The organism is Streptomyces sp. NPDC002825 (assembly GCF_040295385.1).
Lineage (GTDB): Bacteria > Actinomycetota > Actinomycetes > Streptomycetales > Streptomycetaceae > Streptomyces.
This window is the reverse complement of sequence record NZ_JBEOVH010000031.1, coordinates 41,241-64,982: the sequence shown is the minus strand read 5'-3', so window position 1 is coordinate 64,982 and position 23,742 is coordinate 41,241. Positions and strand designations below refer to the sequence as shown.

At 73.2% G+C, this 23,742-nt stretch carries 21 protein-coding genes; 9 read left to right on the top strand and 12 right to left on the bottom strand.

The window, feature by feature from the left end; translation table 11 throughout:
• Positions 1 to 19: 19 nt before the first annotated feature.
• Both ABT041_RS31000 and ABT041_RS30995 read right to left on the bottom strand, forming a co-directional pair.
• The gene (locus tag ABT041_RS31000) at positions 20 to 1,051 is read right to left on the bottom strand and encodes a terpene synthase family protein (protein ID WP_351190689.1); all 1,032 of its coding nucleotides are present in this window, start codon (positions 1,049 to 1,051) and stop codon (positions 20 to 22) included.
• 184 nt (positions 1,052 to 1,235) lie between these two features.
• On the bottom strand, positions 1,236 to 2,297 hold the full coding sequence (locus tag ABT041_RS30995) for a PucR family transcriptional regulator (protein ID WP_351190687.1): 1,062 nt from the start codon (positions 2,295 to 2,297) through the stop codon (positions 1,236 to 1,238).
• 301 nt (positions 2,298 to 2,598) lie between these two features.
• On the opposite strand from ABT041_RS30995, the gene ABT041_RS30990 reads away from it, so the two are divergent.
• On the top strand, positions 2,599 to 2,823 hold the full coding sequence (locus ABT041_RS30990) for a hypothetical protein (RefSeq protein WP_351190686.1): 225 nt from the start codon (positions 2,599 to 2,601) through the stop codon (positions 2,821 to 2,823).
• Here the strand turns inward: ABT041_RS30990 and ABT041_RS30985 are convergent.
• From ABT041_RS30985 to ABT041_RS30975, 3 genes are all read right to left on the bottom strand, one after another.
• Entirely contained in the window at positions 2,798 to 3,643 is an 846-nt protein-coding gene (locus ABT041_RS30985; RefSeq protein ID WP_351190684.1) for a crotonase/enoyl-CoA hydratase family protein, read from the bottom strand. The genes ABT041_RS30990 and ABT041_RS30985 overlap by 26 nt on opposite strands.
• Before the next feature lie 51 nt (positions 3,644 to 3,694).
• Positions 3,695 to 4,492: a VOC family protein gene (locus ABT041_RS30980; protein ID WP_351190682.1), complete on the bottom strand. Its 798-nt coding sequence runs from the start codon at positions 4,490 to 4,492 to the stop codon at positions 3,695 to 3,697.
• A gap of 421 nt (positions 4,493 to 4,913) precedes the next feature.
• The gene (locus ABT041_RS30975; RefSeq protein WP_351190680.1) at positions 4,914 to 5,837 is read right to left on the bottom strand and encodes a LysR family transcriptional regulator; all 924 of its coding nucleotides are present in this window, start codon (positions 5,835 to 5,837) and stop codon (positions 4,914 to 4,916) included.
• Positions 5,838 to 5,929: 92 nt separating this feature from the next.
• Between ABT041_RS30975 and ABT041_RS30970 the strand changes: the two genes are divergently transcribed.
• The gene (locus tag ABT041_RS30970; protein WP_351190678.1) at positions 5,930 to 7,366 is read left to right on the top strand and encodes an MFS transporter; all 1,437 of its coding nucleotides are present in this window, start codon (positions 5,930 to 5,932) and stop codon (positions 7,364 to 7,366) included.
• A gap of 260 nt (positions 7,367 to 7,626) precedes the next feature.
• Positions 7,627 to 8,895, top strand: coding sequence for a serine hydrolase domain-containing protein (locus ABT041_RS30965; RefSeq protein ID WP_351190676.1), 1,269 nt, complete (start codon positions 7,627 to 7,629; stop codon positions 8,893 to 8,895).
• A 137-nt stretch (positions 8,896 to 9,032) separates the two neighbouring features.
• On the opposite strand, the gene ABT041_RS30960 is transcribed toward ABT041_RS30965, so the two are convergent.
• Together ABT041_RS30960 and ABT041_RS30955 are read right to left on the bottom strand one after the other, a co-directional pair.
• A complete protein-coding gene (locus ABT041_RS30960; RefSeq protein WP_351190674.1) occupies positions 9,033 to 9,563 on the bottom strand; it encodes a DinB family protein in 531 nt (176 codons plus the stop codon).
• Complete coding sequence (locus ABT041_RS30955) at positions 9,560 to 10,114, bottom strand: helix-turn-helix domain-containing protein (RefSeq protein WP_351190672.1); 555 nt, start codon at positions 10,112 to 10,114, stop codon at positions 9,560 to 9,562. The genes ABT041_RS30960 and ABT041_RS30955 overlap by 4 nt, the downstream gene beginning before the upstream one ends.
• Before the next feature lie 173 nt (positions 10,115 to 10,287).
• On the opposite strand from ABT041_RS30955, the gene ABT041_RS30950 reads away from it, so the two are divergent.
• Both ABT041_RS30950 and ABT041_RS30945 read left to right on the top strand, forming a co-directional pair.
• Positions 10,288 to 11,412: an aryl-sulfate sulfotransferase gene (locus ABT041_RS30950; RefSeq protein WP_351190670.1), complete on the top strand. Its 1,125-nt coding sequence runs from the start codon at positions 10,288 to 10,290 to the stop codon at positions 11,410 to 11,412.
• A complete protein-coding gene (locus ABT041_RS30945) occupies positions 11,409 to 12,758 on the top strand; it encodes a uracil-xanthine permease family protein (RefSeq protein WP_351190668.1) in 1,350 nt (449 codons plus the stop codon). Before ABT041_RS30950 ends, ABT041_RS30945 begins: the two co-directional genes overlap by 4 nt.
• Here ABT041_RS30945 and ABT041_RS30940 read toward each other — a convergent pair.
• Positions 12,742 to 13,275: a rhodanese-like domain-containing protein gene (locus tag ABT041_RS30940; RefSeq protein ID WP_351190666.1), complete on the bottom strand. Its 534-nt coding sequence runs from the start codon at positions 13,273 to 13,275 to the stop codon at positions 12,742 to 12,744. The genes ABT041_RS30945 and ABT041_RS30940 overlap by 17 nt on opposite strands.
• Positions 13,276 to 13,477: 202 nt before the next feature.
• On the bottom strand, positions 13,478 to 14,248 hold the full coding sequence (locus ABT041_RS30935; RefSeq protein ID WP_502976626.1) for a DUF1684 domain-containing protein: 771 nt from the start codon (positions 14,246 to 14,248) through the stop codon (positions 13,478 to 13,480).
• A gap of 514 nt (positions 14,249 to 14,762) precedes the next feature.
• On the opposite strand from ABT041_RS30935, the gene ABT041_RS30930 reads away from it, so the two are divergent.
• Complete coding sequence (locus tag ABT041_RS30930; protein WP_351190665.1) at positions 14,763 to 15,959, top strand: S8 family peptidase; 1,197 nt, start codon at positions 14,763 to 14,765, stop codon at positions 15,957 to 15,959.
• A 210-nt stretch (positions 15,960 to 16,169) separates the two neighbouring features.
• Here the strand turns inward: ABT041_RS30930 and xdhC are convergent, their stop codons facing one another.
• From xdhC to ABT041_RS30915, 3 genes are read right to left on the bottom strand one after another with little or no spacing between them, the layout of a single operon-like run.
• Complete coding sequence (gene xdhC / locus ABT041_RS30925; RefSeq protein WP_351190663.1) at positions 16,170 to 16,979, bottom strand: xanthine dehydrogenase accessory protein XdhC; 810 nt, start codon at positions 16,977 to 16,979, stop codon at positions 16,170 to 16,172.
• 1 nt (position 16,980) lies between these two features.
• Positions 16,981 to 19,341 carry a xanthine dehydrogenase molybdopterin binding subunit gene (gene xdhB / locus ABT041_RS30920; RefSeq protein ID WP_351190661.1) on the bottom strand — a complete coding sequence of 787 codons (2,361 nt, stop codon included), beginning with the start codon at positions 19,339 to 19,341 and terminating at the stop codon, positions 16,981 to 16,983.
• Positions 19,338 to 20,801, bottom strand: a complete 1,464-nt coding sequence (locus tag ABT041_RS30915) for a xanthine dehydrogenase small subunit (protein WP_351190659.1) — start codon at positions 20,799 to 20,801, stop codon at positions 19,338 to 19,340. Before ABT041_RS30915 ends, xdhB begins: the two co-directional genes overlap by 4 nt.
• A 476-nt stretch (positions 20,802 to 21,277) precedes the next feature.
• Here ABT041_RS30915 and ABT041_RS30910 point away from each other — a divergent pair, with 476 nt between their 5' ends.
• From ABT041_RS30910 to ABT041_RS30900, 3 genes are read left to right on the top strand one after another with little or no spacing between them, the layout of a single operon-like run.
• Complete coding sequence (locus ABT041_RS30910; protein WP_351190657.1) at positions 21,278 to 22,540, top strand: flavin-containing monooxygenase; 1,263 nt, start codon at positions 21,278 to 21,280, stop codon at positions 22,538 to 22,540.
• Between the two features lie 10 nt (positions 22,541 to 22,550).
• Entirely contained in the window at positions 22,551 to 23,063 is a 513-nt protein-coding gene (locus ABT041_RS30905; RefSeq protein WP_351190655.1) for a RidA family protein, read from the top strand.
• The gene (locus ABT041_RS30900) at positions 23,060 to 23,734 is read left to right on the top strand and encodes a DUF1028 domain-containing protein (protein ID WP_351190653.1); all 675 of its coding nucleotides are present in this window, start codon (positions 23,060 to 23,062) and stop codon (positions 23,732 to 23,734) included. Before ABT041_RS30905 ends, ABT041_RS30900 begins: the two co-directional genes overlap by 4 nt.
• Positions 23,735 to 23,742 lie beyond the last annotated feature (8 nt).

The window sequence follows — 23,742 nt, the reverse complement described above, 5'->3', positions numbered from 1 at the left end:
CGGGGCGGCCCCGCTGCCCTCACCCCGGGAACGAGCCGTCCCCGGAGGCGTAGCGGGGTGCTCCGGTGTACCAGGCGTGGAGACCGGACAGGAAGCCGCAGGCTCCCCGGAGCCAGGTGTCCAGCTCGGCCCGCTCCTCGCGGTCGAGGCCGGAGCGGCGGACGAGCAGCGGCAGTTCGCTCTGTCTGAGGTGCTCGAACTCCCGCAGGCGGGCGTTCACCAGATGGAGAGCGGCGGGCACGGCGGCGTGGAGGGTGATGCCCAGGGAGGTTCCGACGACCAGAACGAGATTGTTGACATCGTTCTCCTCGTGCACCTCCCTTTCATAGGACGCGATGTCGTTGGCGAGGCCCATGAAATCCATGAAGGCGTCGAGCAGGGCGCGGACGGTCCGCGTATGTCGAATCTGTTCGGGTATTCGCGCGCCGGTGGCCAATTCCACGGAATAGGGGGCGGTATAGGCGGCGAAGCTCTCCCGCCGGAACGGGGCGTAATCGATCAGGTGGGGAACGCGGCCGCTGCGGCTGTTGGCCAGTTCCTCGACCCCCGCGTCGATGTACCGGGCCAGGGCCCGGTTGAACTCGGTGCGCCAGTGCGCCAGTCTCGGCGGGAAGAGGTGCTGCTGCAGATCGGCTATGCCGCGCTCGACGGCGTTCGTCGGCTCGGGCAGCCTGGCCCCGTGCTCGGGGCGCAGGAAGGCGTGCAGCCGGGTGGTGAAGGCCCGGGCTCCGGCGAGGTCGCCGGTCTGCTTGAACGCGGAGGCGAAGTGGTCGTCCCAGGCCAGGGCCCAGATGTTGAAGCGGTGGTTGAGCCGGAGGTCGGCGAGCGAGGCGTCGGGGAGGGTCCAGGCGGTCAGCTGGTCGACGGTCATCGCGTGGAACTTGTCCCGGCTCCAGATCGCGGGGCGTGCCGGCGGCCCCGGGTAGCCGTCCAGCATGCCCATGGCTCGCGCCCAGGACTCGCTCTCCTCGTGCAGGGCCGGCAGATGCGGATTCACCCGTAGCGCGTGGGGCATCCACAGCAGGGGCACGTCGACGGCGCGCACTGTCATGGGGACCGACCTCCTTCTGTCCTCGACCCGCACCGGTGCGCCGCGAGGCCGGCCGTTGCCCGCCCCACGGCTCTCCAAACCTGCCCGCCACGGACGACCGGAAACCGACAACTGTCCCCGTTCGGCGCTCAGTTCGGGATCACTTGCGGTAGCGAAACGATCCTTCCCGGGCCGGGCGGGGGTTCTACAGCGGCTGGTCCGGCCAGTCCAGGAGGCGGGCGCCGATGACGGCCGTCTGGAGGGCGTAGCGCTGCACCGGGTCGCCGGGGTCCGCGCCGGTGAGGCGGTGGATGCGGTCGAGGCGGTACGTCATGGCCCGCACGCTGAGGCTGAGGCCGCGGGCCGCCTGGGCGGTGACGCAGCCGCTGTCGAAGTACACGGTGAGCGTGTCCAGGAGGGGCTTCGCGCCGCCGCGGGCCTGCTGGAGCGGTCCGAGCACGGTGCGGACGAGGTCGGCCATGGCCTGCCGGTCGCGGGTGAGGACGGGGTAGACGAGGAGGTCGGCGGCGTGCAGGACCGGGTCGCTCAGGTTCATGCGGGCGGCGAGGGCGAGGGCGTTGAGCGCCTCCTCGTAGGAGTGGACGACACCGCCCGCGCCCGGGTGCGGGCGGCCGATGGCGACCTGGCCGCCGCCGGTCGCCGCGCACGCCTGCTTGGCGAAGTGGGTGAGCACCTCGGGCTCGTCGGCCGGCGCGACGCAGATCAGCCGCCCGTCCTTGGTGGTGAGCAGGATCCGGCGGTTGCCGAAGCGGGCGGCGAGCGAGGCTTCGACGGTACGGGTGACCGCGTAGCCGTCGCTGTACGGTTCCGGGCCCTGGGCGACGGCCACCGTGTGGGCGGGGGACAGGAGCAGTCCGAAGCGCTCGGCCCGCTCGGCCAGCCGGCCGAGATCGCTGCGGCCGTACAGCAGGTCGTCGATGAACTCCCGACGCGCGGCCTCCTCCTGACGCATCGCCAGCTGCTGGGCCCGCTCGTGTCCCGCGGCGAAGGCGTCCACGGCCTGCTCGACGGCGCTCAGGAGGTGCTCGGCCGCGGACGGCGGCAGACCGGGGCGCAGCCGCTCGGCGGCGCAGAGATGGGCCCGGACGAGGGCCCGCAGTCCGATCCCCGCCTCCGCGGCCCGCTCCCCGAGCGCGCCCAGGGCCTCGCGCTCCTCCCGGGTGAGTCTGCGCCGGGTCGCGCACACACCCGCCAGGATCTCGGCGTACCCCTCCAGGTACTCCTCGGCGGGCTCTCTCTCCGACACGGTTCCTCCCCCGTTCCCCCGACGCGTCCCTGACGTGTTCTTGACGCGCGGCGATCAAGAGTGACACGGCCGTGGGAGAGGGGAGGAACCGGCATCGGGAAGGCGTCGAACACTGCCGGAGGACGGCAGTGCGCCGCGGATGATCATGCCTCAGGATCACAGGCGGGCCCGGTGCCGCCAAACGGGGGAGTCGGCGGCACCGGACCCGTCCCACCACGGTACAAGCAGCGGGCGGGTCCGGGTGCCGGAATCGACGAGAACGGGGCGACCGCCGGAACCGGCGGAGAGAGCGGGCGACAGCATGGCCAAGCCGGTGCACGCGGCGATCGGCGGGAAGCCGGTCCGCTGCCAGGTGTGCGACGACGACACCTTCCGCGAGCGGGAGGTGAAGCTGAACAGCACGGGGATGGAGTTCTTCAACATGGCCTGGGCGAACGAGTCGGCGACCGGCCTGATCTGCTGGACGTGCGGCTACGTCCACCTGTTCGTCAACCGGGACATCAGGCTCTACCGTCCACAGGGGTGAGCCCGGCCTCCGGGGCGCACGGCGCACCGAACGAACCGTGCCTGCCCGCCCCTGCGGCGAAGCGGGCGGCCCCCGAGACGGTCTCGCCGGCCGTCAGGGGCACCATCCCGTGCCGCAGTTCGGCCGCCAGGGCCTCCGCCTCCGGCAGGCCGTGCTGTTCCCGGACCGACAGGCGGTCGTGCCGCAGGCACAGCTGGGGGAAGCCGGCGATCTCCCGGGCGAGTTCCTCCGCCGCCGCCCGGGCCCCGCCCTTCGGTACGAGACGGTTGGCGAGCCCGATCTCGTACGCCTCGGCGGCGGGGACCGGGCGTCCGGTGAGGACGAGGTCCATGGCACGGCTCTCGCCGATCAGCCGTGGCAGCCGGACCGTGCCGCCGTCGATCAGGGGCACGCCCCAGCGGCGGCAGAAGACCCCGAGGACCGCGTCCTCCTCGACCACGCGCAGGTCGCACCAGAGGGCCAGTTCGAGGCCGCCCGCCACGGCATGGCCGCTGACGGCCGCGATGACGGGCTTCGTCAGGCGCATCCGGGTCGGGCCCATCGGCCCGTCGCCCTCGGGCGCCACGCGGTTCCCGCGCTCGGTGCCGACGGCCTTGAGGTCGGCGCCCGCGCAGAACGTGCCGCCCTCGCCCCACAGCACCGCGACCGCGGCCTCCTCGTCGTCCTCGAACGCGCGGAAGGCTTCGGCCAGTTGCCGGGCCGTGGGCCCGTCCACGGCGTTGCGGGCGGCGGGCCGCGACAGGACCACCGTGGTCACGGGCCCTTCGCGCTCGACGCGTACGGCGTCCTGGTCCGCCGGTGTCGCTGCTGCATCGGTCATGGGGTGCATTCTGGCGTTGCCGTGGCCCGGCGAACAGACCGGAAAGCGGCCTCAGCCCGCCGGCGGCGTGAGGACCACGAAGTCGGCGTTCGACGGGTCGAGGCAGACCGCGAGCCGCCCGACCCCTTCCATGTCCATCGGTCCCATCTGCACGCTGCCGCCGTTCGCGGTGACCTTGGCGACGGTGTCGTCGCAGTCGGCGACGGCGAAGACGGGGTGCCAGTAAGGCCGTCCGTGCGCGAGGGCGAGGTCCGCCTCGGACACCTGCATGAGGCCGCCGTGCATGCGCTCCGCGGGCAGCCCGGCGGGGGTGATCAGGCTGTACGTCCCCGAGTCGCCGGGCAGGTCCATGTCGTCGAACCACCAGCCGAGGACGCCGCCGTAGAACTCCTTCGCGGCCGCCGCGTCGGTCGTGTACAGCTCGGTCCAGCTCAGGGACACCGGCTCGTCCACCAGCTCCGCGCCCTTGATCTCGCCCGGCTGCCAGACGGCGAACTGTCCTCCCAGCGGGTCGCTGTACTGGGCCATCCGGCCCTGCTCGCCGAAGCTCCTCGGCTCCACCCGGACCGTGCCGCCCGCGTTCTCCACCGCCCGGGTCGTCTCGTCCGCGTCCGCGACGGAGTAGTAGATCATCCAGGCCGAGCGCGCGCCCGGCTCGGTCAGCCTGCCGAGCCCGGCCACGACCTTCCCGCCGGACCGGAACATCCCGCCCTCGGCGTCCTGCGCCCCGCCCATGGGCTCGTACTCCCAGCCGAGCACGACGCGGTAGAAGGCCGCGGCGGCCGGCACGTCGGGGGCACCGAGGTCGAGCCAGCAGGGGGAGCCCGGCACGAAGGCAGTGGTGAGCATGGCGATTCCCTTTCGCGGATCCAGTACGCCCCAGACTGGCACCGGACACCGCCTCCCGCCCGTCGGTGCCTCGCCGACGGCCGGACCATCCGCGCCGAGCAGCCGCGCACCCTGCTCTCCGTCGACGACGCCGTGCAGGCCTTCAAGGACAAGCTCCAGGCCCTGGGCCAGCTCGACAACACCCTCGTCATCTACATCGGCGGCAGCCGCTTCAGAACGGCACGGTCTCCGGCACCGGCCAGGTCCAGTTCCGCGAGTGCTACGACCTGGTCGACGACCCCTACCAGCTGACCAACAAGCTGTACCAGGCCACCCCGGCCGACGAGCAGGCGCTCGGCATCCCCGCCCTGGCCGCCCAGCCCGCCGCCGACCGCGCGGCCTGACCCGCACCCCGGCACCCCCGCCACGGGGGTGCCGGGGGTCAGCCGGTCCCGTCGAGCAGCAGGTCCCGCACACAGCCGCGCAGCCAGGCGTGCGCCGGGTCGGCGTCGTGCCGCGGATGCCAGGCGAGGCCGACCGGCAGGGGCGGCAGCTCCAGGGGGACCTCGAAAGTGACCAGGCCGAGGGACTCGGCCAACGCGCGGCTCCGCGCGCTGATCAGGCCGACGAGGTCGGTGTCCCGCAGGAGGAACAGCGACGCCGGGTACGTGCCGACGCTCGCGAGCACCCGGCGGCGAAGCCCGAGCTCGGCCAGAGCGGTGTCGATCGGGCCCTGGAGCCGTCCCCGGCGCGAGACCACCAGATGGTCCGCGTCCGCGAACCTCCGCCGCGTCAGCCGACCCCGGAGGAGCGGGTGCCCCGACCGGACGACCGCGAGCATGCGATCCTCCAGGACGTGCTCGGTGTGCACCTCGGGATGGACGGTGTCGATGACACCGATCTCCAGGTCGGCGACGCCCTCCCGCAGCGTCGGGACGTCGATGTGACTCTCGTTCAGGAACCGCAGCCGCACCCGCGGGGCCTCGCGCCCGGCGCGCGCGAGGAGGGCAGGGCCGAGCAGGGCGGGATGGGAGTCCTGGCCGAGCACCGTGAACGTACGCGCGACGGTCCGCAGATCGGTGGGACCCGAGGCCGCGAACAGCGCCCTCGCCCGTTCCACGACCGCGCCGACCTCGGCCCGCACGGACAGGGCGTACGGCGTCGGCACCATCGCGCGCCCGGCGCGCACCAGGATCGGATCGCCGAGCGCCTTGCGGATCCGGCCCAGCGTACGGCTGGTGGCGGGCTCGGAGAGATGCAGCCGCCGGGCCGCTCCCCGCACGCTCTGCTCCTCCAGAAGGACGTCGAGGGCGACGAGGAGATTGAGGTCGAGGCCGGTCGGGTCCGCCGATTGCGTCATACGCACTCAACCCCTGCAAAAGATGCACTGGAAGTAATCCACGGGCCGAGCCTACGGTGGGCGCACATCCCCTCACCACGACGCTCCCCGGAGGAGCCATGTCCTCGCCTGCCCTCTCACCGCCTCCCGCCGCCCCGGCCGACACCGCGCCGAGCAGGCTCAGGCGGTCGACCCTGCTCGCCCTGTGCTCCTGCGTCCTCGTCGCCCAGAGCATGGTCGCCGCCATCAACCTGCTCATCCCCCAACTCGCCGCCTCCTCCCTGCATCCCTCCTCCACCGAGCTGCTGTGGACGGTGGACGCGTACGTCATCGTCTTCGCCGGACTCCTCATCCCCGCCGGAGCGCTCGGCGACCGCCGGGGCCGCAAGGGCGTGCTGCTCGCCGGACTCGCGCTGTTCGCCGCCGGGGCCACGCTCAGCGCCCTGGCCGCGTCGCCCGCGCTCCTGATCGCGGGCCGCGGGGTGTCCGGCGCCGGGGCCGCCTGCATCATGCCCGCGACCATGTCGATCATGGTGCAGCTCGCCGGACCGGCGCACCGGGCCCGGGCGCTCGCCTCCTGGACCCTCGCCGTCGGCCTGGGCGGCCTCGCGGGCAACGTCGGCGGGGGAGCGGCCGGCCAGTTCCTCACCTGGCGGGCCCTGTTCTGGGTGATGGTGCCCCTGGGCGGACTGCTCGCCCTGACCGTCGCGGTCGCCGTGCCGCGCACCGAGCGCTCCCCGCACGGGCACCCCGACCCCCGCGGCACCGTGCTGCTCGTCGCGGCCCTCGTCGCCCTCCTCGCGGGCATCATCGAAGGCCCGGCGTACGGCTGGACCTCACCCCGCATCCTCGCCTTCTTCGCCGTGGGCGCGATCCTCGCCGGCGTGTTCACCCGGCACGCACTCCGTTCGCGAGCCGCCCTGTTCGACCCGCGGGTCTTCCGCTCCCGGCAGCTGCGCGCCGCCGTCCTGGGCACGGCCACCGGCTTCTTCGGCCTCTTCTCGCTCTTCTACGCCAACTCGCAGTACCTCCAGTACGTCAAGGGGTACGGCCCCGCCGTCACCGGCCTCGCCATCGTGCCGCTCACCATCGGCATGGCCGTCTTCCCCAAGGTCGCCACCCGCTGGCAGACAGCCTCGGGACCGCGCCCCGCCATCGCGACCGGGCTCGCCCTGATCGGCGCCGGACTCCTGGGCGCCGCCACCGCGGGCGCGGCCACGCCGTACGCGCTGTACGCCTGCTGGCTGCTCGTCATCTCGGCGGGGACCGGCCTGTGCATGCCGGCCCTGACGGTCGGCGTCGTCACCGCCCTCCCCGCCCACCAGGCGGGCCTCGGCTCCGGCCTCGGCACCTCGGCCCGGGAGATGGGCGCCGCCCTCGGCGTGGCCGTCACCGGCACCGTACTCGCCGTGCACGAGGCCGACGCCCGGGCGGGATCCTTCGCCGACGCGATGAGCCCGGCGCTGCGCACGGTGGGCGCGGTCGTCCTGGTCGCCACGGTCCTGGTGACCCTCGGCTACCGGACCGGGGCCGCCGAGAAGGCGCCGATCGGCTGAGGGAGGCCGCCCGGCGTTCCCCGGCCCGCGGGGGAGGCCGGCGGACACCTCCGGCGCGCCGGCCCACGCGCGCGCGTGGGGGTGTGGGCCGGATGGCGCAGGCGGCGCGCGGCGGAGCCCGTACCGCGAGAAGGTGGGCCGGATCCCGGGACAGGACGGTCCGGTGGCCGACGTGGGCCCGAACGTCCGGCCGTCCGGCCGGATCCGGACACCGCGGGTACCGCCCGCCGTCCGCGGTCCCGCAACCGAGGAGGTAGCGCATGCCCCGACGTGTCCCCGCCGCGTACGCCGGGCGGAACTCCACGAGTTCCGCCCGTGGCCGCACCGGCCCCCGCCCCAGGCGCCGCCTCCGTACGGCGGCCGCCGGGGCGGTCGTGGCGGCCGCCGTCCTGACCGGCGCCGCGACGGCACCGGTCACGGCCGCCCCGTACGACGCCGGTCACGCGGACCCGGCACTGCGGAAGGCCCTCGCCGACCTGGTGGACGCGCCGGGCGGCCCGCCCGGCGCGATCGCGGTCCTGACCCGGGACGGCGTACGGCAGGTCTACCGGGCCGGCACCGCCGAGGTGGGCACGGGACGCCCGCCCCGGCCCGACGACCACATGCGCATCGCCAGCGTGGCCAAGGCCTTCAGCGGCGCCGTCGCCCTGAGCCTCGTGGACCGCCGGGCCCTCGACCTGGACGACACCATCGGCCGCCGCCTGCCCCAGCTGCCCGCCGACTGGCACGCGGTGACCCTGCGCCAGCTCCTCCAGCACACCAGCGGACTCCCGGACTTCAGCAAGAGCAAGACCTTCCAGGACATCGTCCGCGCCGACCCCCGCCACCACTTCGACTCCCGCCGGCTCCTCGACTTCGTGGCCGGCCAGCGGCTCCTCTTCCCGCCGGGCAGCCGCTACGCCTACTCCAACTCGGACAACATCGCGGTCGCCCTCATGGCCGAACAGGCCACCGGCCGCCCGTACGAGTCGCTGCTCGAGCACCTGGTGTACCGACCGCTCGACCTCACGGAGACCAGCCTGCCGCAGGGCTACCGGCTTCCCCGCCCCTTCCTGCACGGCTACTTCACCGCCCCCGGCGAGCCGCCCGAGGACGTGAGCGAGGCGGTCAGCGCCTCCGGCGCCTGGGCGTCCGGCGGCATCGTCTCCACCCCCGCCGACCTGAGCAGGTTCATCGGCGGCTACGCCGGACCGGAGCTGCTCACCCCCATGACCCGCCAGGCCCAGCAGGACTTCCTGCCCGGCGGCGCCTCCGAACCGGCCGGCCCCGGCGCCAACGCGGCCGGTCTCGGGCTCTTCCGCTACACCACCCGCTGCGGCACGGTCCTCGGCCACACCGGCAACACGCCCGGCTACACGCAGTTCGCCGCGTCGACGCGGGACGGCCGGCGCACGGTGACGGTCTCCGTCACCAGCCAGGTCACCACGAACCCGGCCCTGCTGAGCCGACTGCGCGCGGTCGAGGAGCGGTTCGTCTGCGCGCTGCTGACCGACCGGGGTCCCGGGGGCTGGACGCCCCGGGAACGATAGCGATCGGGCCCGGTGGACGGCGTACCCCGGCATACGGTCACCACCGGGCTCCGTCCGGCTCGAACGTCCTGTGGGCGCGGACGGGTTGACGACCCCTGACGCGGCGCCGGTCGGCAACCCCGGAGCCGTACCGGACGTCACCCGTCCCCCGTCACCCCGTCGGTCCGCTCCCGCAGGAAGTCGGCGTGGCCGTTGTGGCGGGCGTACTCCTGGATCATCAGCATGTAGACCCAGCGCAGGCTGAGGGCGACCCCGCGCGAGGACCGGAAGGTCTCGTCGAGGTCGTGGCCTGCCGCCGCCGCGTCGCATTCCTCCACCTCGGCCCGGTACAGCCCGAAGTCCCGCTCGGCGTCCGCCGCGTGCACCCCGTCGAAACCCTCGTTGCCGTCCGACGGGCCGGTGAAGACGTCACCGAGGTCCTCGCCCGCGAAGCCGCGCCGGAACCACCACCGCTCCACCTCCGCCATGTGCCGCACCAGGCCGAGGAGCGTGAGGCCCGAGGGCTCCACCGTCGCGCGCGCCAGCTGGCCCGGGTCGAGACCAGCGCATGTGGCCAGCAGGGTCTCCCGGTGCCAGGTCAGCCATCCGTGCAACATCTGGCGCTCCGTCACGGTGCCCAGATCGCGCAGCCGTTCGGTGCGGACCAGTGGCGGCGCCGTCCACGTCACGACTCCAGCACCTCCACGTGGTCCCCGATCGCCACCGCCAGGATCCGCGAGCCCGGCTCCGTGGTGCGCCAGCGGTGGCGGACGCCGCCCGACAGGAGCAGGGTGTCCCCGCGGCCCAGGCGGTGGACGCGGCCGTCGGCCTCCACCTCCACCGCGCCGTCCGCCACGTACAGCAACTCGTCGTTCCGGTGCCGGAACTCGCGGTCCGCCTCGTGCGCGCCGACGAACTCCAGCGCGTGCAGCTGATGCCGGCCGCGCACCACCGGACGCACCCGCGCCTCCCGGTCCAGGCCGCTGTCGTCGTCGGCCCGCACCACGTCGACCGTGCGGGTCTCGTCGGAGGCCGCGAGGAGCTGGACCGCCGTGGTCCCGAGGGCGTCCGCGATCCGCTGGAGCGAGCGCATGCTGGGCCGCGCCCGGTCGTTCTCGATCTGGCTGAGAAAGGGGGAGGACAGTCCGCTGCTGCGCGCCACCTCGGCGAGCGTCAGGTCGAGTGCCCGTCGCCGGCGGCGCACGGCGGCGCCCACCCGCGGTGTGTTCGCGGCCTCCATGGCTGGTCCCGTCCTTTCCCTCCGGCGCCCGGCGGCGCCTGACGGCACCCTACGCGGCGCGGCGGCGAAGCCCGGAAACGGTTTCGTACTCCCGACACACGCCCGTCACACTCCGCGCCTAACGTCAAAGTCGGTTGTTCTCATCAAAGAAAGTTTGAAGAAGGAGCTCCGACGTGCCCCCCATCGACCAGAACTCACGCCGCCGGCGTCCCACCGGCCTCATCGCCCTCGACGAGACGGCCGCGTCCGAGGGCTACACCCTCTACGCACCGCTCACCGGCACCGGCGAGGTCTACCTCATCGACCTCCACGGCAACACCGTCCACCAGTGGGACCTGCCGTACCGCCCCGGCCGCCACGCCCGGCTCCTCGCCGACGGCACCCTCGCCTACAACGGCGTCCTCCCGGGGGAGGAGGCACTCTTCCCGATGTGGCACAAGTACCGCGGCGGCGTCATGCTCCGCGCCGCACCCGACGGAACCGTGCTGAGCGAGCACCGCGACCCCCTCCAGCACCACGACGCCCACCACCTCGACGACGGCCGCATCCTCTACACCGCCCTGGAACCCCTCGCCGGGGCCGAAGCGGCGGCGGTATGCGGCGGAGTGCCCGGCTCCGAAGCCGAAGGCGGCCTGGTCTGGGCCGACACCATCAAGGAGGTCGGCCCCGACGGCGAACTGCTGTGGTCCTGGCGCGCCGCGGACCACCTCGGCCGCGACGCCTTCCCGCTGCACGAGGCCTACGCCCGCGAGCACTGGCCGCTGATCAACAGCGTCACGCCCCTGCGCGACGGCAACATCCTCGCCAGCCTGCGCAGCGTCTCGGCCGTCGTCGTCATCAGCCGCGACACCGGCGAGATCCTCTGGCGCAGCCGCCCCGGCACCGTCAGCCAGCAGCACGCCCCCACCGAACTGGACGACGGCCGGCTCCTCGTCTTCGACAACGGCGTCTTCCGGCCCGGCCGCGACGTCCCGTACTCCCGCGTCATCGAGATCGACCGGACCGACGGCGAGATCGTGTGGGAGTACCACGACCCGGCCCGCGAGTTCTTCTTCGCGCCCTTCATGGGCTCCGCGCAGCGCCTCCCGAACGGCAACACGCTCGTCACCGACTCCCCGTCCGGCCGGCTCTTCGAGGTGACGAAGGACGGCTACCTCTGCTGGGAGTACGTCGTCCCGTACTTCGCCGGCTACGGCGAGAGCGAGGTCCGCAGCCTCTTCCCGTCCCAGCCCAACGCCGTCTTCCGCGCCTACCGCTACAGCGCCTCCGACATCCCGTGGCTGGCGGCGACGGCATGACGACCGCACCCACCTCCAGATCCGCGGAGGCCCGCCCCGTCGAGGACGTCGACGCGCGCGTCCCGTACCGGCGCCTGGCGCCCCTCGCAGCCCAGCACGTCCTGGCGATGACCGCCGCCCCGGTCTCCACCGTCTTCCTCGTCGCCGGCAGTCTGAAGATGACGCCCGGAGCGACCGCCTCGCTGCTCAGCGCCGTCCTGCTGCTGTGCGGCGCGGGCGCCCTGCTCCAGTCCCTCGGCGTGTGGCGGATCGGCGGCCGCCTGCCGTTCGTCATGCTGCCCGGCGGCGCCGCGACCGCGCTGTTCCTCCAGATCGCCCAGGAACACGGACCGGCGACCGCCACCGGAGCCGTCCTCCTGGCGGTCGCGCTGCTGCTCGCCGTCCTTCCCCTGTACGCCCGTGTCGTACGGCTCTTCCCGCCGCTGGTCATGGGCGTGACCGTGCTGCTCATCGGGGTCGCGATGATTCGGGTCGCCGCCCGGCTCGTGACCGGGCCGGACGGCACGGGGGAGCCGCGCGCGGTGCTCCTCGCCGCACTCACCGTGGCGGCGACCGTCGCCGCGTACGTGTTCCTGCGCGGCGTCTGGCGACAGACCTCCGTCCTCCTCGGGATGGCGGCGGGAACCGTCGTCGCGGTGGTGACCGGCCTGGGCTCGTTCAGCCCCGTGGCCGGCAGCGGCTTCGCCCTGCCCGTGTTCCTGCCCTTCGGCGCACCGCGGTTCGACCTGGTGGCCGCGCTTCCGCTGCTCGTGTTCAGCCTCACCACCCTGGCCGAGATCACCGGGCAGACGGTGCTCAACAGCGAGACCGTGGGCCGGACTGCCGCCCCCGAGCGCGACGTTCCCCGCGTCGCCCGCGCCGACGCCCTGGTGTCCCTGGTCGGCGGCCTGTTCGGCACGTCCCTCATGGTCACCAGCGCCGAGAACATCGGCATCGGCCGGCTCACCGGCGTCCGCAGCCGCTTCGTGACCGCCGGCGCCGGGGTCCTCCTGGTGGCCCTCGGCCTGGCCACGCCCGTCTCCCGGGCGCTCGCCGGGATACCCGAGGCCGTCGTGGGCGGTTCCGCCCTCGTCGTCTACGCCGTGATCGCCGTCATGGGCGTCGAGATGCTCCGCCGCGCCGATCTGTCCGGTACGGGCACGGGCTCGCTGACGGCCGCCCTCGCGCTCACCGCGGGCCTGCTGCCGCTGCTCAGCCCGGACCTGTACGCGGGCTTCCCCGGCTGGGCCAGGACGATCCTGGGCAGCGGAGTCGTCGCCGGGACCCTCACGGCGGTCCTCCTCACCGCGCTGCTCGGCCGGGCCCGCCGCCCCGTCGGTACGGAGGTGGTCAGCCCCGCCGATTGAAGGGAAGCCGGCCCAGTACCGACGCCATCCCGCAGGTGTCGGTGACCGCCGAGAAGACCAGGCCTCCCGCGATCGCCGCCGAGAGGAGCTGGAACGCCGGATGCACCAGCAGACCGAGGACCAGCCCGAGCAGCACCAGGGCCCCGGCGGTGAACCGTACCTGACGCTCCATCGCCCATACGGCTCGTACGGGGCCGGGCGGGTACTCGAGACCGTGACCGGCATCGGCCCAGGCCCGGGTGCCGCCCGTGAGGCTCGCGGCGGGGATCCCGTGCGAGGCGAGGACCGCGGCGCCCCTGTCGGAGCGGGTGCCGGAGGCGCACACCAGGAGCAGCGGCCCGTTCTCGGCGGCCTGCCGCAGCTCCGCAAGGCTGTCGTCGATGAGAGGCAGGGGGACGTTGACGGCTCCCGGCAGACGGCCCGAGGCGAACTCTCCGGGGGTCCGGACGTCGACCACGTGCAGTTCGGGAAGCCGGGTCATGGCTTCGTCGACACTGAGGGTGCTGGAAATGCCCATGGGGAACCTGTCCTTGCGAGAAGCGGAACGCGCCGGAGGTGGGGCCGTGTCCCGGGATGCTAGGGGAGGAGGGGTGGCGCCGCCGGGAAGCGGACGGGATCGCCACGGGGTCGCCACGACGCCGTCACGTCGTGGCAACACTCCACGGCGACACCGCCCGCGGGGCCCGCCGGCCGGCCGGGCCGCGCTTGTGTGGGATCGGTCAGTCGACCGCTCCGCGCTCGTGCGGGATCCGCTCCCCGGCCTCGATCGCGACGGGCAGCCGGTTCTCGGCGGGCGGCAGCGGGCAGGTCGCGAAGTCGGTGTAGGCGCAGGGCAGATTGGTCGCGCGGTTGAAGTCGAGCACGACCGTGCCGTCGGGAGCCGGCGCCTCCACCGTGAGGTTCCGGTTGGCCGCGTAGGTGGTGACGCCCGAGGTCTCGTCGGTGAACAGCAGCGTGAGACTTCCGGGCGCGCGCCCGTTGAACGCGGTCAGGCTCAACTCCCGTCCGTCCAGCCGGAAGACGACACGGCCCGGCGCGTCGTACACATGCTGCAGACCCTCGACGGCGGCGCCGACCGTCGTCGGCCGCGGCTCCTCGAAGCTCTCGTACCGGCCGGTGACCACCCAGCGCGGATCGGGCTCGTACGCGGGCGTGCCCGCGAAGGCGACCCGCAGCGGGTGGCCGGGGTTCCGCGGGCGGACGATGTCGTTGCCGCCGCGCTTGGCGACCTCGATCACGGTGTCGCCCCAGACGGCGTCGACACCGCCGCGCTCCGGGACCACGCCGAAGACGTGCCGCCCTCGGAGCGTCTCGCCGTCGACGACGAGTTCGGTGCCCTCGTCGAGCTCGACGACGACGCCCTCGGGTCCGGTCGACCAGGTCCCCGGCGCGCCGGGGAAGGCCTGCGGCTCGCCGGAGAGCCGGTGCAGACCGGTGATCGCGAGGAAGCCGTGCTCCGAGGCGAGCCGGGCGTCCTCTCCCGGTGCCACGTCTCCCACTGCGCGGCGAAGAGCTCCGGATCGACGTCGGCACCCTCGCGGGCGGCCTCGGGGGCATGGGTGATGTCATGGACGCTCATGCGTCTCCTCCTGCTGAGGTGAAGGGCGTGAAGGCAGGACGAGGCCGTCAGAGGGCGACCAGGAGTCGTGGGGGCGTGTGCGTCGGTGTCCGGACGCCGGGTCGAGGCCTCGGTGTCAGCGGGAACACGCCATGGTCGTGACGCGCACGTGGTCCACGTGTCGGCGCGTCACGAGAAGGCTCATGGGTTCAGCCAAACACACCTCCGGAGCGGGACGCCGGCGATTCCCGCGCCCGGGCCGATGACGCGGCGGAGACCGGGCGTGTTCACCGGCGCGTCCCGCGGTTCGCGGCGGCTCGCCTTCGGCGCGGCGGGCTTCGCCGGATCGATCTGGTCCGCGACATGTACGGCATCCGTTGGAATCGATCGGAATCGCTCGGAAATGTCGTAGGACGTGATCGTTTCTGCATGATGCCCTCCCCGGCATGAACGCACGTACCAGACTCGCTCTCGCGAGCGCCGTCCTGACCGCCGTCGCCGTCTCCGCCCCGGCGGCCACGGCGTCCGGGGCCGCCGCCGGTCCGGAGCCGACCCCGGCCCCGCTCGTCACCGCCGCCCACGCGGTGCCCGGCAAGTACATCGTCACCCTCGACAGGACCGTCGACGCCGCCAAGGCCGCCGAGCGGCTCGACCTCAAGCCGACGTTCGTCTACGAGAAGGCCATCAACGGCTTCGCGGCGCCCCTGACCCCCCTTCAGCTGGAGACGGTGCGGAAGACCCCGGGGGTGATGTCCGTCGAGGAGGACGCGGTGACGCTCGCGCCGCCGCAGCCGGTCACGCCCGCGGAGACCCGGGGCCCGGCGGCCTCCTGGGGTCTCGACCGGATCAACCAGTGGCTCCTGCCGCTCGACAACGACTTCACCACGCGCGGCAGCGGCGCGGGCGTGACCGCATACATCCTGGACACCGGCATCGACTACCACCACGACGAGTTCGGCGGCCGCGCGGCCTTCGGTTTCGACGCCATGGGCGACGGACGCTACGGCCAGGACTGCAACGGCCACGGCACGCACGTCGCGGGCACGGTCGCCGGCAAGACGTACGGGGTCGCCCGCAAGGCCGGCCTGGTGAGCGTCCGGGTCCTCGGCTGCGACGGGCGCGGGTCCTACTCGGGAATGATCGCCGGCTTCGACTGGGTCGCCAAGAACGCCAGGCAGCCCGCGGTCCTGAACGGCTCCCTCGGCGGCGAACGGTCCGTCGCCCTGAACAACGCGGCCACGGCCCTCCGCGACGCGGGCGTGCTGCCCGTCATCGCGGCGGGGAACTCGTCGCAGGACGCCTGCGACATCTCGCCCGCATCGGCGACGGGCGTGGTCACCGTCGCCGCCTCCAACATCCGGGACGAGGAGACGTCCTTCTCCAACTACGGCCCGTGCGTGGAGATCTACGCGCCGGGACAGGGCATCGTCTCGGCCAGGATCGGCGGCGGCTCCGTCGCCGAGAGCGGCACGTCGATGGCCGCCCCGCACGTCGCCGGTGTCGCCGCCCTCTACAAGGCCGAGCACCCGACGGCAGGCCCGGCCGAGGTCGCCGAATGGCTCGACGACTACTCCACGAAGGGGGTCCTGAGCAACGTCAGCGGCGGCACCCCCAACAAGCTGCTGTTCACCGGCGGCCTGTAGCCCCGCGGCGAGCGGCACCGGCCCCGAGCGCCGCGGGCCGGCGACCACCCCGAGCGCCGCGGGGCCGGCGACCACCCTGAGCGGGCGGGTACGGTGACCACCCCGAGCGCCGCGGGTACGGTGACGGTCCCGAGCGCCGCGGGTACGGTGACGGTCCCGAGCGCCGCGGGACCGGTGACCGTCCCGCGGCGCTCCACGCGTCTGGACGCGTCAGTTCCCCTCGGCCTCGAAGGCGCGCAGCAGATCGGCGGCCACGCTCACCGCGATCGTCGCCGGTTCCTTGCCGCCGATGTCGGCAAGACCGATCGGGGTCTTGATCCGGGCGATGGTCGCGTCGTCGTGACCCCCCTCGGTGGCGAGGCGCTTGCGGAACCGTGCCCACTTCGCCGCCGAGCCGATCAGACCGATGGAGCCCAGGTGCGGCGTGCGCAGGGCCGCGTCGCACAGCGCGGCGTCCTCGGCGTGGTCATGGGTCATGATCAGGACGTGGGTGCCGAGCGGCAGCTCCTCCAGGACCTCCTCGGGCAGCAGCGGCGTGTGGTGCACGCGCACCTGCGCCACCGCGTCCGCGAGCACACCGAGCCGCTCCTCCGCGAGGGTCTCGGCGCGGGTGTCGATCAGATGGAGGTCGAGGTCCTGGCGGGCCAGGATCCGCGCCAGTTCGAGGCCGACGTGCCCGACGCCGAAGACGGCCACCGCCCGGACCACCGGCAGCGGTTCGAGCAGCACCGACACCGTGCCGCCGCAGCACTGCACCCCGTGCCGGTTGGTCACCTTGTCGTTCAGGGCGAAGTCGATCAGCTCCGGCTCCGCCTCGGACGCGGCGATCATCTCCCGGGCCCGGTCGATCGCGACGGCCTCCACGTTCCCGCCGCCGATCGAGCCCCACGTCTCGGTCCTTCCGACCACGAGCTTCGCGCCGGCGTCGCGCGGGGCGTGGCCGCGCACGGTCGCGACGGTCACGAGCACGCCGGGCTCCCGGCGTGCCCGCAGCCGCGCGACCGCGGCGAACCACGTCATGTCAGGCACCGCTGAGGACTTCCGCGCCCGCGCGGGCCCGGTCGCGGGCCGCCTCGATCGCCCAGTACACCGCTTCCGGCGTGGCCGGCGAGGCCAGCTCGACGCTGATCCCGCTCGGGCCGAACGCGGCCGCGGCCTGCCGCAGGGCCTCCCGTACGGAGAAGGCCAGCATCAGCGGCGGCTCGCCCACGGCCTTGGAGCCGTAGACCGCGCCCTCCTCGGCCGCGTTCTGGAGCAGCGTGACGTGGAACTCCCCGGGCATCTCGGAGAAGCTCGGCAGCTTGTACGTGCTCGCCGCCTGCGTGAGGAGCCGGCCGCGCTGCGGCCCGTCGCCGGCGTCCCAGCGCAGGTCCTCCAGGGTCAGCCAGCCCGCGCCCTGCACGAAACCGCCCTCGACCTGACCGATGTCGATCAACGGGGAGAGGCTGTCGCCGACGTCGTGCACGATGTCCACCCGCCGGATGCGGTACGCGCCGGTGAAGCCGTCCACCTCCACCTCGGCCGCGGCGGCACCGTGCGCGAAGTACTTGAACGGCGAGCCGTGGAACGTCCTCGCGTCCCAGTGCAGTCCCTCGGTCCGGTAGAAACCGGCCGCCGACAGCTGCACCCGCTGGAAGTACGCGGTGCGCACCAGCTCGTCCCAGGCCATCTCCCTGTCGCTGCCGAGGCCGCGCGCGACGCCGTCGACGATGCGTACGTCCGAGGCGTTCGTACCGAGCTGGGTCGCCGCCACCTGGAGCAGCCGCTCGCGCAGCTGCTCGCAGGCGTTCTTCACCGCCGCCCCGTTGAGGTCCGTTCCGGCGCTGGCCGCGGTGGCGGAGGTGTTGGGCACCTTGTCCGTACGCGTCGGGGCGAGGCGCACCTTGTGCAGCGGGATGCCGAGGGTGGTCGCGGCCACCTGGAGCATCTTGGTGTGCAGGCCCTGGCCCATCTCGGTGCCGCCGTGGTTGATCAGGACGGAGCCGTCCTTGTAGATCAGCACGAGCGCGCCGCCCTGGTTGAAGGCGGTGAGGTTGAACGAGATGCCGAACTTGAGGCCGGTGAGCGCGAGGGCCCGCTTGGTGTCCGGGTGCGCGGCGTTGAAGGCGGCGATCTCACGCCGGCGGTCGGCGAGGTTCCCGCTCTCCTTGACCTGCTCCCAGACGGCGGTGATCCGCTCCGGCTGGACGACCGGCTGCCCGTACGGCGTCGACTGGCCCTTCCGGTAGAAGTTGCGCTCGCGCAGCTCCGTCGGATCGAGGCCGAGCAGCGGTGCGCACCGGCCCATGATGTCCTCGATCACCAGCATGCCCTGGGGGCCGCCGAAGCCGCGGAAGGCGGTGTTGGAGACCTTGTTGGTCCGGGCGATGCGACCGGTGATACGGGCGTTGGGCAGCCAGTAGGTGTTGTCGATGTGGCACAGGGCGCGGGCCACCACCGGCTCGGACAGGTCCAGGCTCCAGCCGCCGTCCGCGGTGAGGGTGGCGTCGAGGGCCTGGATGTGGCCCTCGCCGTCGAAGCCGATCCGCCACGCGGCGTGGAAGCCGTGCCGCTTCCCGGACATGGTCAGGTCCTGGGTCCGGTTGAGCCGGACCCGGACCGGCCGGCCGGTCAGTCTGGCGCCGAGCGCGGCGACGGCCGCGAAGCCGTGCGGCTGCATCTCCTTGCCGCCGAAGCCGCCGCCCATCCGCAGACACTGCACGGTCACCTCGTGACTGTGCAGGCCGAGCACGTGCGCGACGATCTCCTGGGTCTCGGAGGGATGCTGGGTGCTGCTCTGGACGAAGACCTGCCCGGCCTCGTCGATGTGGGCGAGGGCCGCGTGCGTCTCCAGGTAGAAGTGCTCCTGGTCGGAGAACTGGAGCTCGCCGGTGAAGACGTGCGTGGAGTCGGCGAAGCCCGCGTCGACGTCGCCGGTCACCATCACGGGCCGGGCGCCGTGGAAGCTGTCGGCGGCGATCGCCTCCTGGAGCGTGATCACGGACGGCTTCTCGTCGAGTTCCACCTCGACGGCCCCGGCGCCGAGCCGGGCCGCCTCCAGTGTTTCGCCGAGCACCCAGGCGACCGCGTGCCCGTGGAACATGACCTCGTCGGGGAAGAGCGGCTCGTCGTGCTTCATCCCCGCGTCGTTGACACCGGGCACGTCGGCACCGGTGAGGACGCGCACCACGCCGGGCACGGCGAGCGCGGGCCCGGTGCGCAGCGCCGTGATGGTGCCGTGGGCCTTCATGACCTGGACCGGGTAGGCGTGCAGCACGTCCTTGGTGCGGTGGACCAGGTCGTCGGTGTAGAGCGCGGTGCCGGTGACGTGCTGGGCGGCGCTCTCGTGCGGCAGGGAGAGGCCCACGACGGACTTCTCGGGACGCTGGGACAACTGGCTCATGACGACACCGCCTCGGTGGTTCGCGTGTACAGCTTCAGCAGGCTCTGGCCGAGCATCGCGGAGCGGTAGGCCGCGCTCGCCCGGTGGTCGCTCATCGGCGTGCCCTCCTCGCGCAGCACCGGCGCCACGGCCTCGACGGTCTCCGCCGTCCACGGCCTGCCCTCCAGAGCGGCCTCGGTGGCGAGCGCGCGGATCGGGGTGGCGGCGACGCCGCCCAGGCCGATGCGCGCCTTGCGCACGATCCCGTCCTGGACGTCGAGTGCGAACGCGACCGCCACGCTGGAGATGTCGTCGAAGCGTCGCTTGGCGATCTTGTGGAAGGCCACGACCGGCGACAGCGGCAGCGGGAAGCGCACCGCCCGGATCAGCTCGCCGGGACGTCGCACGCTCTGCCGGTAGCCGGTGAAGTAGTCGGAGAGGGGGACCTTGCGCTCACCGTCGGCGTCGGCGAGCACCACCGAGGCCTCGAGCGCGAGCAGCGCCGGCGGGCTGTCGCCGATGGGGGAGCCGGTGCCCAGATTGCCGCCGAGGGTCGCGCCGTTGCGGATCAGGCGTGAGGCGAACTGGGGGAACAGCTCGGCCAGGAGCGGGACTCGACCGTCGAGGCGGCGTTCGATCTCGGTGAGGGTGAGCGCCGCTCCGATCTCGACGGAGTCGGACCCGACGCGCAGCTCGCGCAGTTCGGTGAGACGGTCGACGGCGACCACGCAACCCGCCCTTTTGGAGCGGATGTTCACCTCCACGCCCCAGTCCGTGGAACCGGCGACGACCACCGCGTCGGGCCGTTCGCGCAGCAGCCGCAGCGTCTCGGCCAGGGTGTCCTTCCGGACGAACACGCTGTCGTCCTGGGCGTATTCGGTGGCGACCGGCGCGGGCGGGGCCTGCTCGCGGCGCCGCGCGAGCGGGTCCTCGTCGGTGGGGGTGCCGACGGCGAAGGCGGCGTCGCGGATGGGGCGGTAGCCCGTACAGCGACACAGGTTGCCGCTCAGCGCGTGCAGATCGAAGCCGTTCGGACCGTGCTCGGCGTCGGATTCGCCCTGCGCCGCCGCGTGGGCGCAGCGGTCGGGGCGGTAGTACTCGGCGGCCATGCTGCACACGAACCCCGGTGTGCAGTAACCGCATTGGGAACCGCCGCGGACCGCCATCTCCTCCTGCACGGGGTGCAGGGCCGGCGGCGTGCCGGGGGCGCCGGCGGTGGCGAGGCCCTCGGAGGTGACGATCTCCTGGCCGTCGAGCGAGGCGACCGGGACCAGGCAGGCGTTGACCGCCACCCAGTCGGTCGGCTTGTTCACGCCGGGGCGGGCCACCAGGACGGAACAGGCGCCGCACTCGCCCTCGGCGCAGCCCTCCTTGGTGCCGGTGAGGCCGCGCTCGCGCAGGAAGTCCAGCACCGTGGTGTGGGGCGCGGCCGGTGCGAGGGGTGCTTCTTCTCCGTTGACGGTGATGCGCGCCGCTACCATGACGGGCCCTCGATTCCGTGCGCGATGGGTCGATTCATCATGTTCGCCAATGTCGGCAGCTTTCTGTGTTCGGACGCGCCACGGCGGTGAAGCGGGCGCGGAACGGCACGCGACAGCGGCGTGCCGGGAAGCGGTGAAGGGAAACCGGGAAACCGGGAAGGCGGGCGCGTGCCCGGGGACGGGCACGGCGGAACGGCGTCGTCAGCAGCCGTGGGCGATGCGACCCGGAACCCAGACCGTGGTGTGGGCGAGGCGACTCAGGTCGGAGCTGGTGTTCATCCGCGGTCGCCTCCTCTCGGTCGTCATGGGGCGAGGCTGCAAATTAATGCCCGGCGATCACCGCGGTCAAGAGGACGTCCGGGCTGCGGACATCTCTGAATCAGATGACTCTCAACGGAAACATCTGTTGGACAGTTCCACGGGCCGCTCCGAGGATGGGCCGTGCGGTTGCACAGTCCACGAGAGCGGAGGCACACATGCCGCATGAAGAGACCGAAGTAGTCGTCGTCGGGGCGGGCCAGGCGGGCGTGGCGATGAGCGAGCACCTGGGCGCCCACGGCATCCCGCACCTCGTCCTGGAGCGGCACCGGATCGCCGAGCGGTGGCGCTCCGAGCGCTGGGACTCCCTGGTCGCGAACGGGCCCGCGTGGCACGACCGTTTCCCCGGCCTGGAGTTCGGCGACGTCGCCCCCGACGCCTTCGCGTCGAAGGAGCAGATCGCCGACTACTTCGTCGCGTACGCCGAGAAGATCGGCGCCCCGGTCCGCAGCGGTGTCGAGGTGACCTCGGTGCGCCGGCTCGCCGGCCGGCCGGGTTTCCGCGTCGAGACGCCGCAGGGCACGATCGACGCGCGCTTCGTCGTGGCCGCGACCGGCGCCTTCCAGCGGCCCGTGATCCCACCGGTCGTACCGGACGGCGCCGTGCCCACGCAGCTCCACTCCAGCGGCTACCGCAACCCCGAGCAGCTGCCCGAGGGCGCGGTCCTCGTCGTCGGGGCCGGTTCCTCCGGGGTCCAGATCGCCGACGAACTGCGCCGCGCGGGGCGCCGGGTGTTCCTCTCCGTCGGCCCGCACGACCGGCCGCCCCGCGCGTACCGCGGGCGTGACTTCTGCTGGTGGCTCGGTGTGCTCGGGATCTGGGACGCGCAGACCCCTGCCCAGGGAGCCGAGCACGTCACCATCGCGGTCAGCGGCGCGCGCGGCGGCCACACCGTGGACTTCCGCGACCTGGCCGCCTCCGGCATCGAACTCCTCGGCCTGACCGCCTCCTACGACGACGGCGTGCTGCGCTTCGCGCCCGACCTCGCCGCGAACATCGCCTTCGGCGACGCCCGGTACCTGGAGTTCCTCCGGGCCGCCGACGCGTACGTGGAGCGCAACGGCCTCGGCCTGCCCGAGGAGCCGGAGGCCCATGTCCTCGGGCCGGACCCGGAGTGCGTGACCAGCCCCCGCCTGGAGCTGGACCTCGCCGAGGCCGGCGTCACCTCCCTCGTCTGGGCGACGGGCTTCGCGAGCGACTACGGCTGGCTGGACGTCGACGCGTTCGACGAGGCCGGCCGGCCCGACCAGCAGCGCGGGGTCTCCTCCGAGCCCGGCGTCTACTTCCTCGGCCTGCCCTGGCTCTCCCGCCGCGGATCGAGCTTCATCTGGGGCGTCTGGCACGACGCCCGGTACGTCGGCGACCACATCGCACGGCAGCGCGGCTATCTCGCGTACGACCCCACCGACCGGAAGAACTGAGGCCCGGATCATGAGCTCCACGAACGCCCAGACTCCGACCGCCACCTCCACGAACACCACGGCCCCGGCTCCCACAAGCCCGACCCTCCCGATCGTCGCCGGCGGACACACCCGCATCCGCCCGTTCAACACCCGCGCGACCTATCCCGAGCAGAACCTCGACAACGACCTCTGCCAGGCCGTCGTCGCCGGAGACACCGTGTACGTCCGGGGCCAGATCGGCCAGGACCTCGACACCAGCGAGTCCGTCGGCATCGGCGACGCCGAGGCCCAGGCCGAGCGCGCCATGGCCAACATCAAGATGCTGCTCGAAGAGGCGGGCAGCCGGATGGAACACCTGGTCAAGCTGACGATCTACCTGATCGACCCGCGCTACCGCGAGGCCGTCTACCGCACCGTCGGCCGCTGGACCCGGGGCGTGCACCCCATCTCCACCGGTCTGGTCGTCTCCGCCCTCGCCCGGCCGGAGTGGCTGTGCGAGATCGACGCGATCGCCGTGATCCCGCGGGAGGAGTCGGCATGACCTTCTCCCTCCTCGTACGCGACGGTGCGCGGTTCGGCGTCGTGGCGAGCTCGTCGAGTCCGGCCGTCTTCGCCCGTGTCGCCCATCTGCGGCCCGGGGTGGGCGCGGCGGCCTCGCAGAACGTCACCGACCCCACCCTCGGCACGCGCCTTCTCGACGGCCTGGCGGAGCACGCGGACCCGGAACGCGCCCTGGCCGAGGTCACCGGCGAAGCCCGCCGTGAAAGAACCGTCGCCTACCGCCAGTTGACCGTCCTGGGCCGCACCGGCCCCGGGTTCGCCTTCAGCGGTGCGCACACCCTCGGAACGTACGCCTCCGCCACCGCGGACGGCGCGGTGGCCGCCGGAAACATGCTGTCCGGCACGCACGTCCCCGGCGTGCTCCTCGACGCCTACGCCGCCGCCGGCGGAGAACTCGAAGAGCGTCTCCTCGCCGCGCTCAAGGCCGCCGTCGCGGCCGGGGGCGAGAAGGGGCCGGTGCACTCCGCCGGCCTCGCGGTCGTCGCCGACGTCGACTGGCGCGTGACCGATCTGCGGGTGGACTGGGCCGACGACCCCGTCGACCGGCTCGGTGAACTCCTCGACGTCTGGCTGCCGCAGCGCGACGACTACGTGCGGCGCGGACTCGACCCCGCCTCCGCCCCCTCGTACGGCGTCCCGGGGGACCTGTGACGACGGAC

Excerpts from the sequence above, each read along its gene's own strand:
- ABT041_RS31000 (WP_351190689.1), bottom strand. The coding sequence starts at position 1,051 with ATGACAGTGCGCGCCGTCGACGTGCCCCTGCTGTGGATGCCCCACGCG.
- ABT041_RS30990 (WP_351190686.1), top strand. The coding sequence starts at position 2,599 with ATGGCCAAGCCGGTGCACGCGGCGATCGGCGGGAAGCCGGTCCGCTGC.
- ABT041_RS30985 (WP_351190684.1), bottom strand. The coding sequence starts at position 3,643 with ATGACCGATGCAGCAGCGACACCGGCGGACCAGGACGCCGTACGCGTC.
- ABT041_RS30980 (WP_351190682.1), bottom strand. The coding sequence starts at position 4,492 with ATGCTCACCACTGCCTTCGTGCCGGGCTCCCCCTGCTGGCTCGACCTC.
- ABT041_RS30970 (WP_351190678.1), top strand. The coding sequence starts at position 5,930 with ATGTCCTCGCCTGCCCTCTCACCGCCTCCCGCCGCCCCGGCCGACACC.
- ABT041_RS30965 (WP_351190676.1), top strand. The coding sequence starts at position 7,627 with ATGCCCCGACGTGTCCCCGCCGCGTACGCCGGGCGGAACTCCACGAGT.
- ABT041_RS30955 (WP_351190672.1), bottom strand. The coding sequence starts at position 10,114 with ATGGAGGCCGCGAACACACCGCGGGTGGGCGCCGCCGTGCGCCGCCGG.
- ABT041_RS30945 (WP_351190668.1), top strand. The coding sequence starts at position 11,409 with ATGACGACCGCACCCACCTCCAGATCCGCGGAGGCCCGCCCCGTCGAG.
- ABT041_RS30940 (WP_351190666.1), bottom strand. The coding sequence starts at position 13,275 with ATGGGCATTTCCAGCACCCTCAGTGTCGACGAAGCCATGACCCGGCTT.
- ABT041_RS30930 (WP_351190665.1), top strand. The coding sequence starts at position 14,763 with ATGAACGCACGTACCAGACTCGCTCTCGCGAGCGCCGTCCTGACCGCC.
- xdhC (WP_351190663.1), bottom strand. The coding sequence starts at position 16,979 with ATGACGTGGTTCGCCGCGGTCGCGCGGCTGCGGGCACGCCGGGAGCCC.
- xdhB (WP_351190661.1), bottom strand. The coding sequence starts at position 19,341 with ATGAGCCAGTTGTCCCAGCGTCCCGAGAAGTCCGTCGTGGGCCTCTCC.
- ABT041_RS30915 (WP_351190659.1), bottom strand. The coding sequence starts at position 20,801 with ATGGTAGCGGCGCGCATCACCGTCAACGGAGAAGAAGCACCCCTCGCA.
- ABT041_RS30910 (WP_351190657.1), top strand. The coding sequence starts at position 21,278 with ATGCCGCATGAAGAGACCGAAGTAGTCGTCGTCGGGGCGGGCCAGGCG.
- ABT041_RS30905 (WP_351190655.1), top strand. The coding sequence starts at position 22,551 with ATGAGCTCCACGAACGCCCAGACTCCGACCGCCACCTCCACGAACACC.
- ABT041_RS30900 (WP_351190653.1), top strand. The coding sequence starts at position 23,060 with ATGACCTTCTCCCTCCTCGTACGCGACGGTGCGCGGTTCGGCGTCGTG.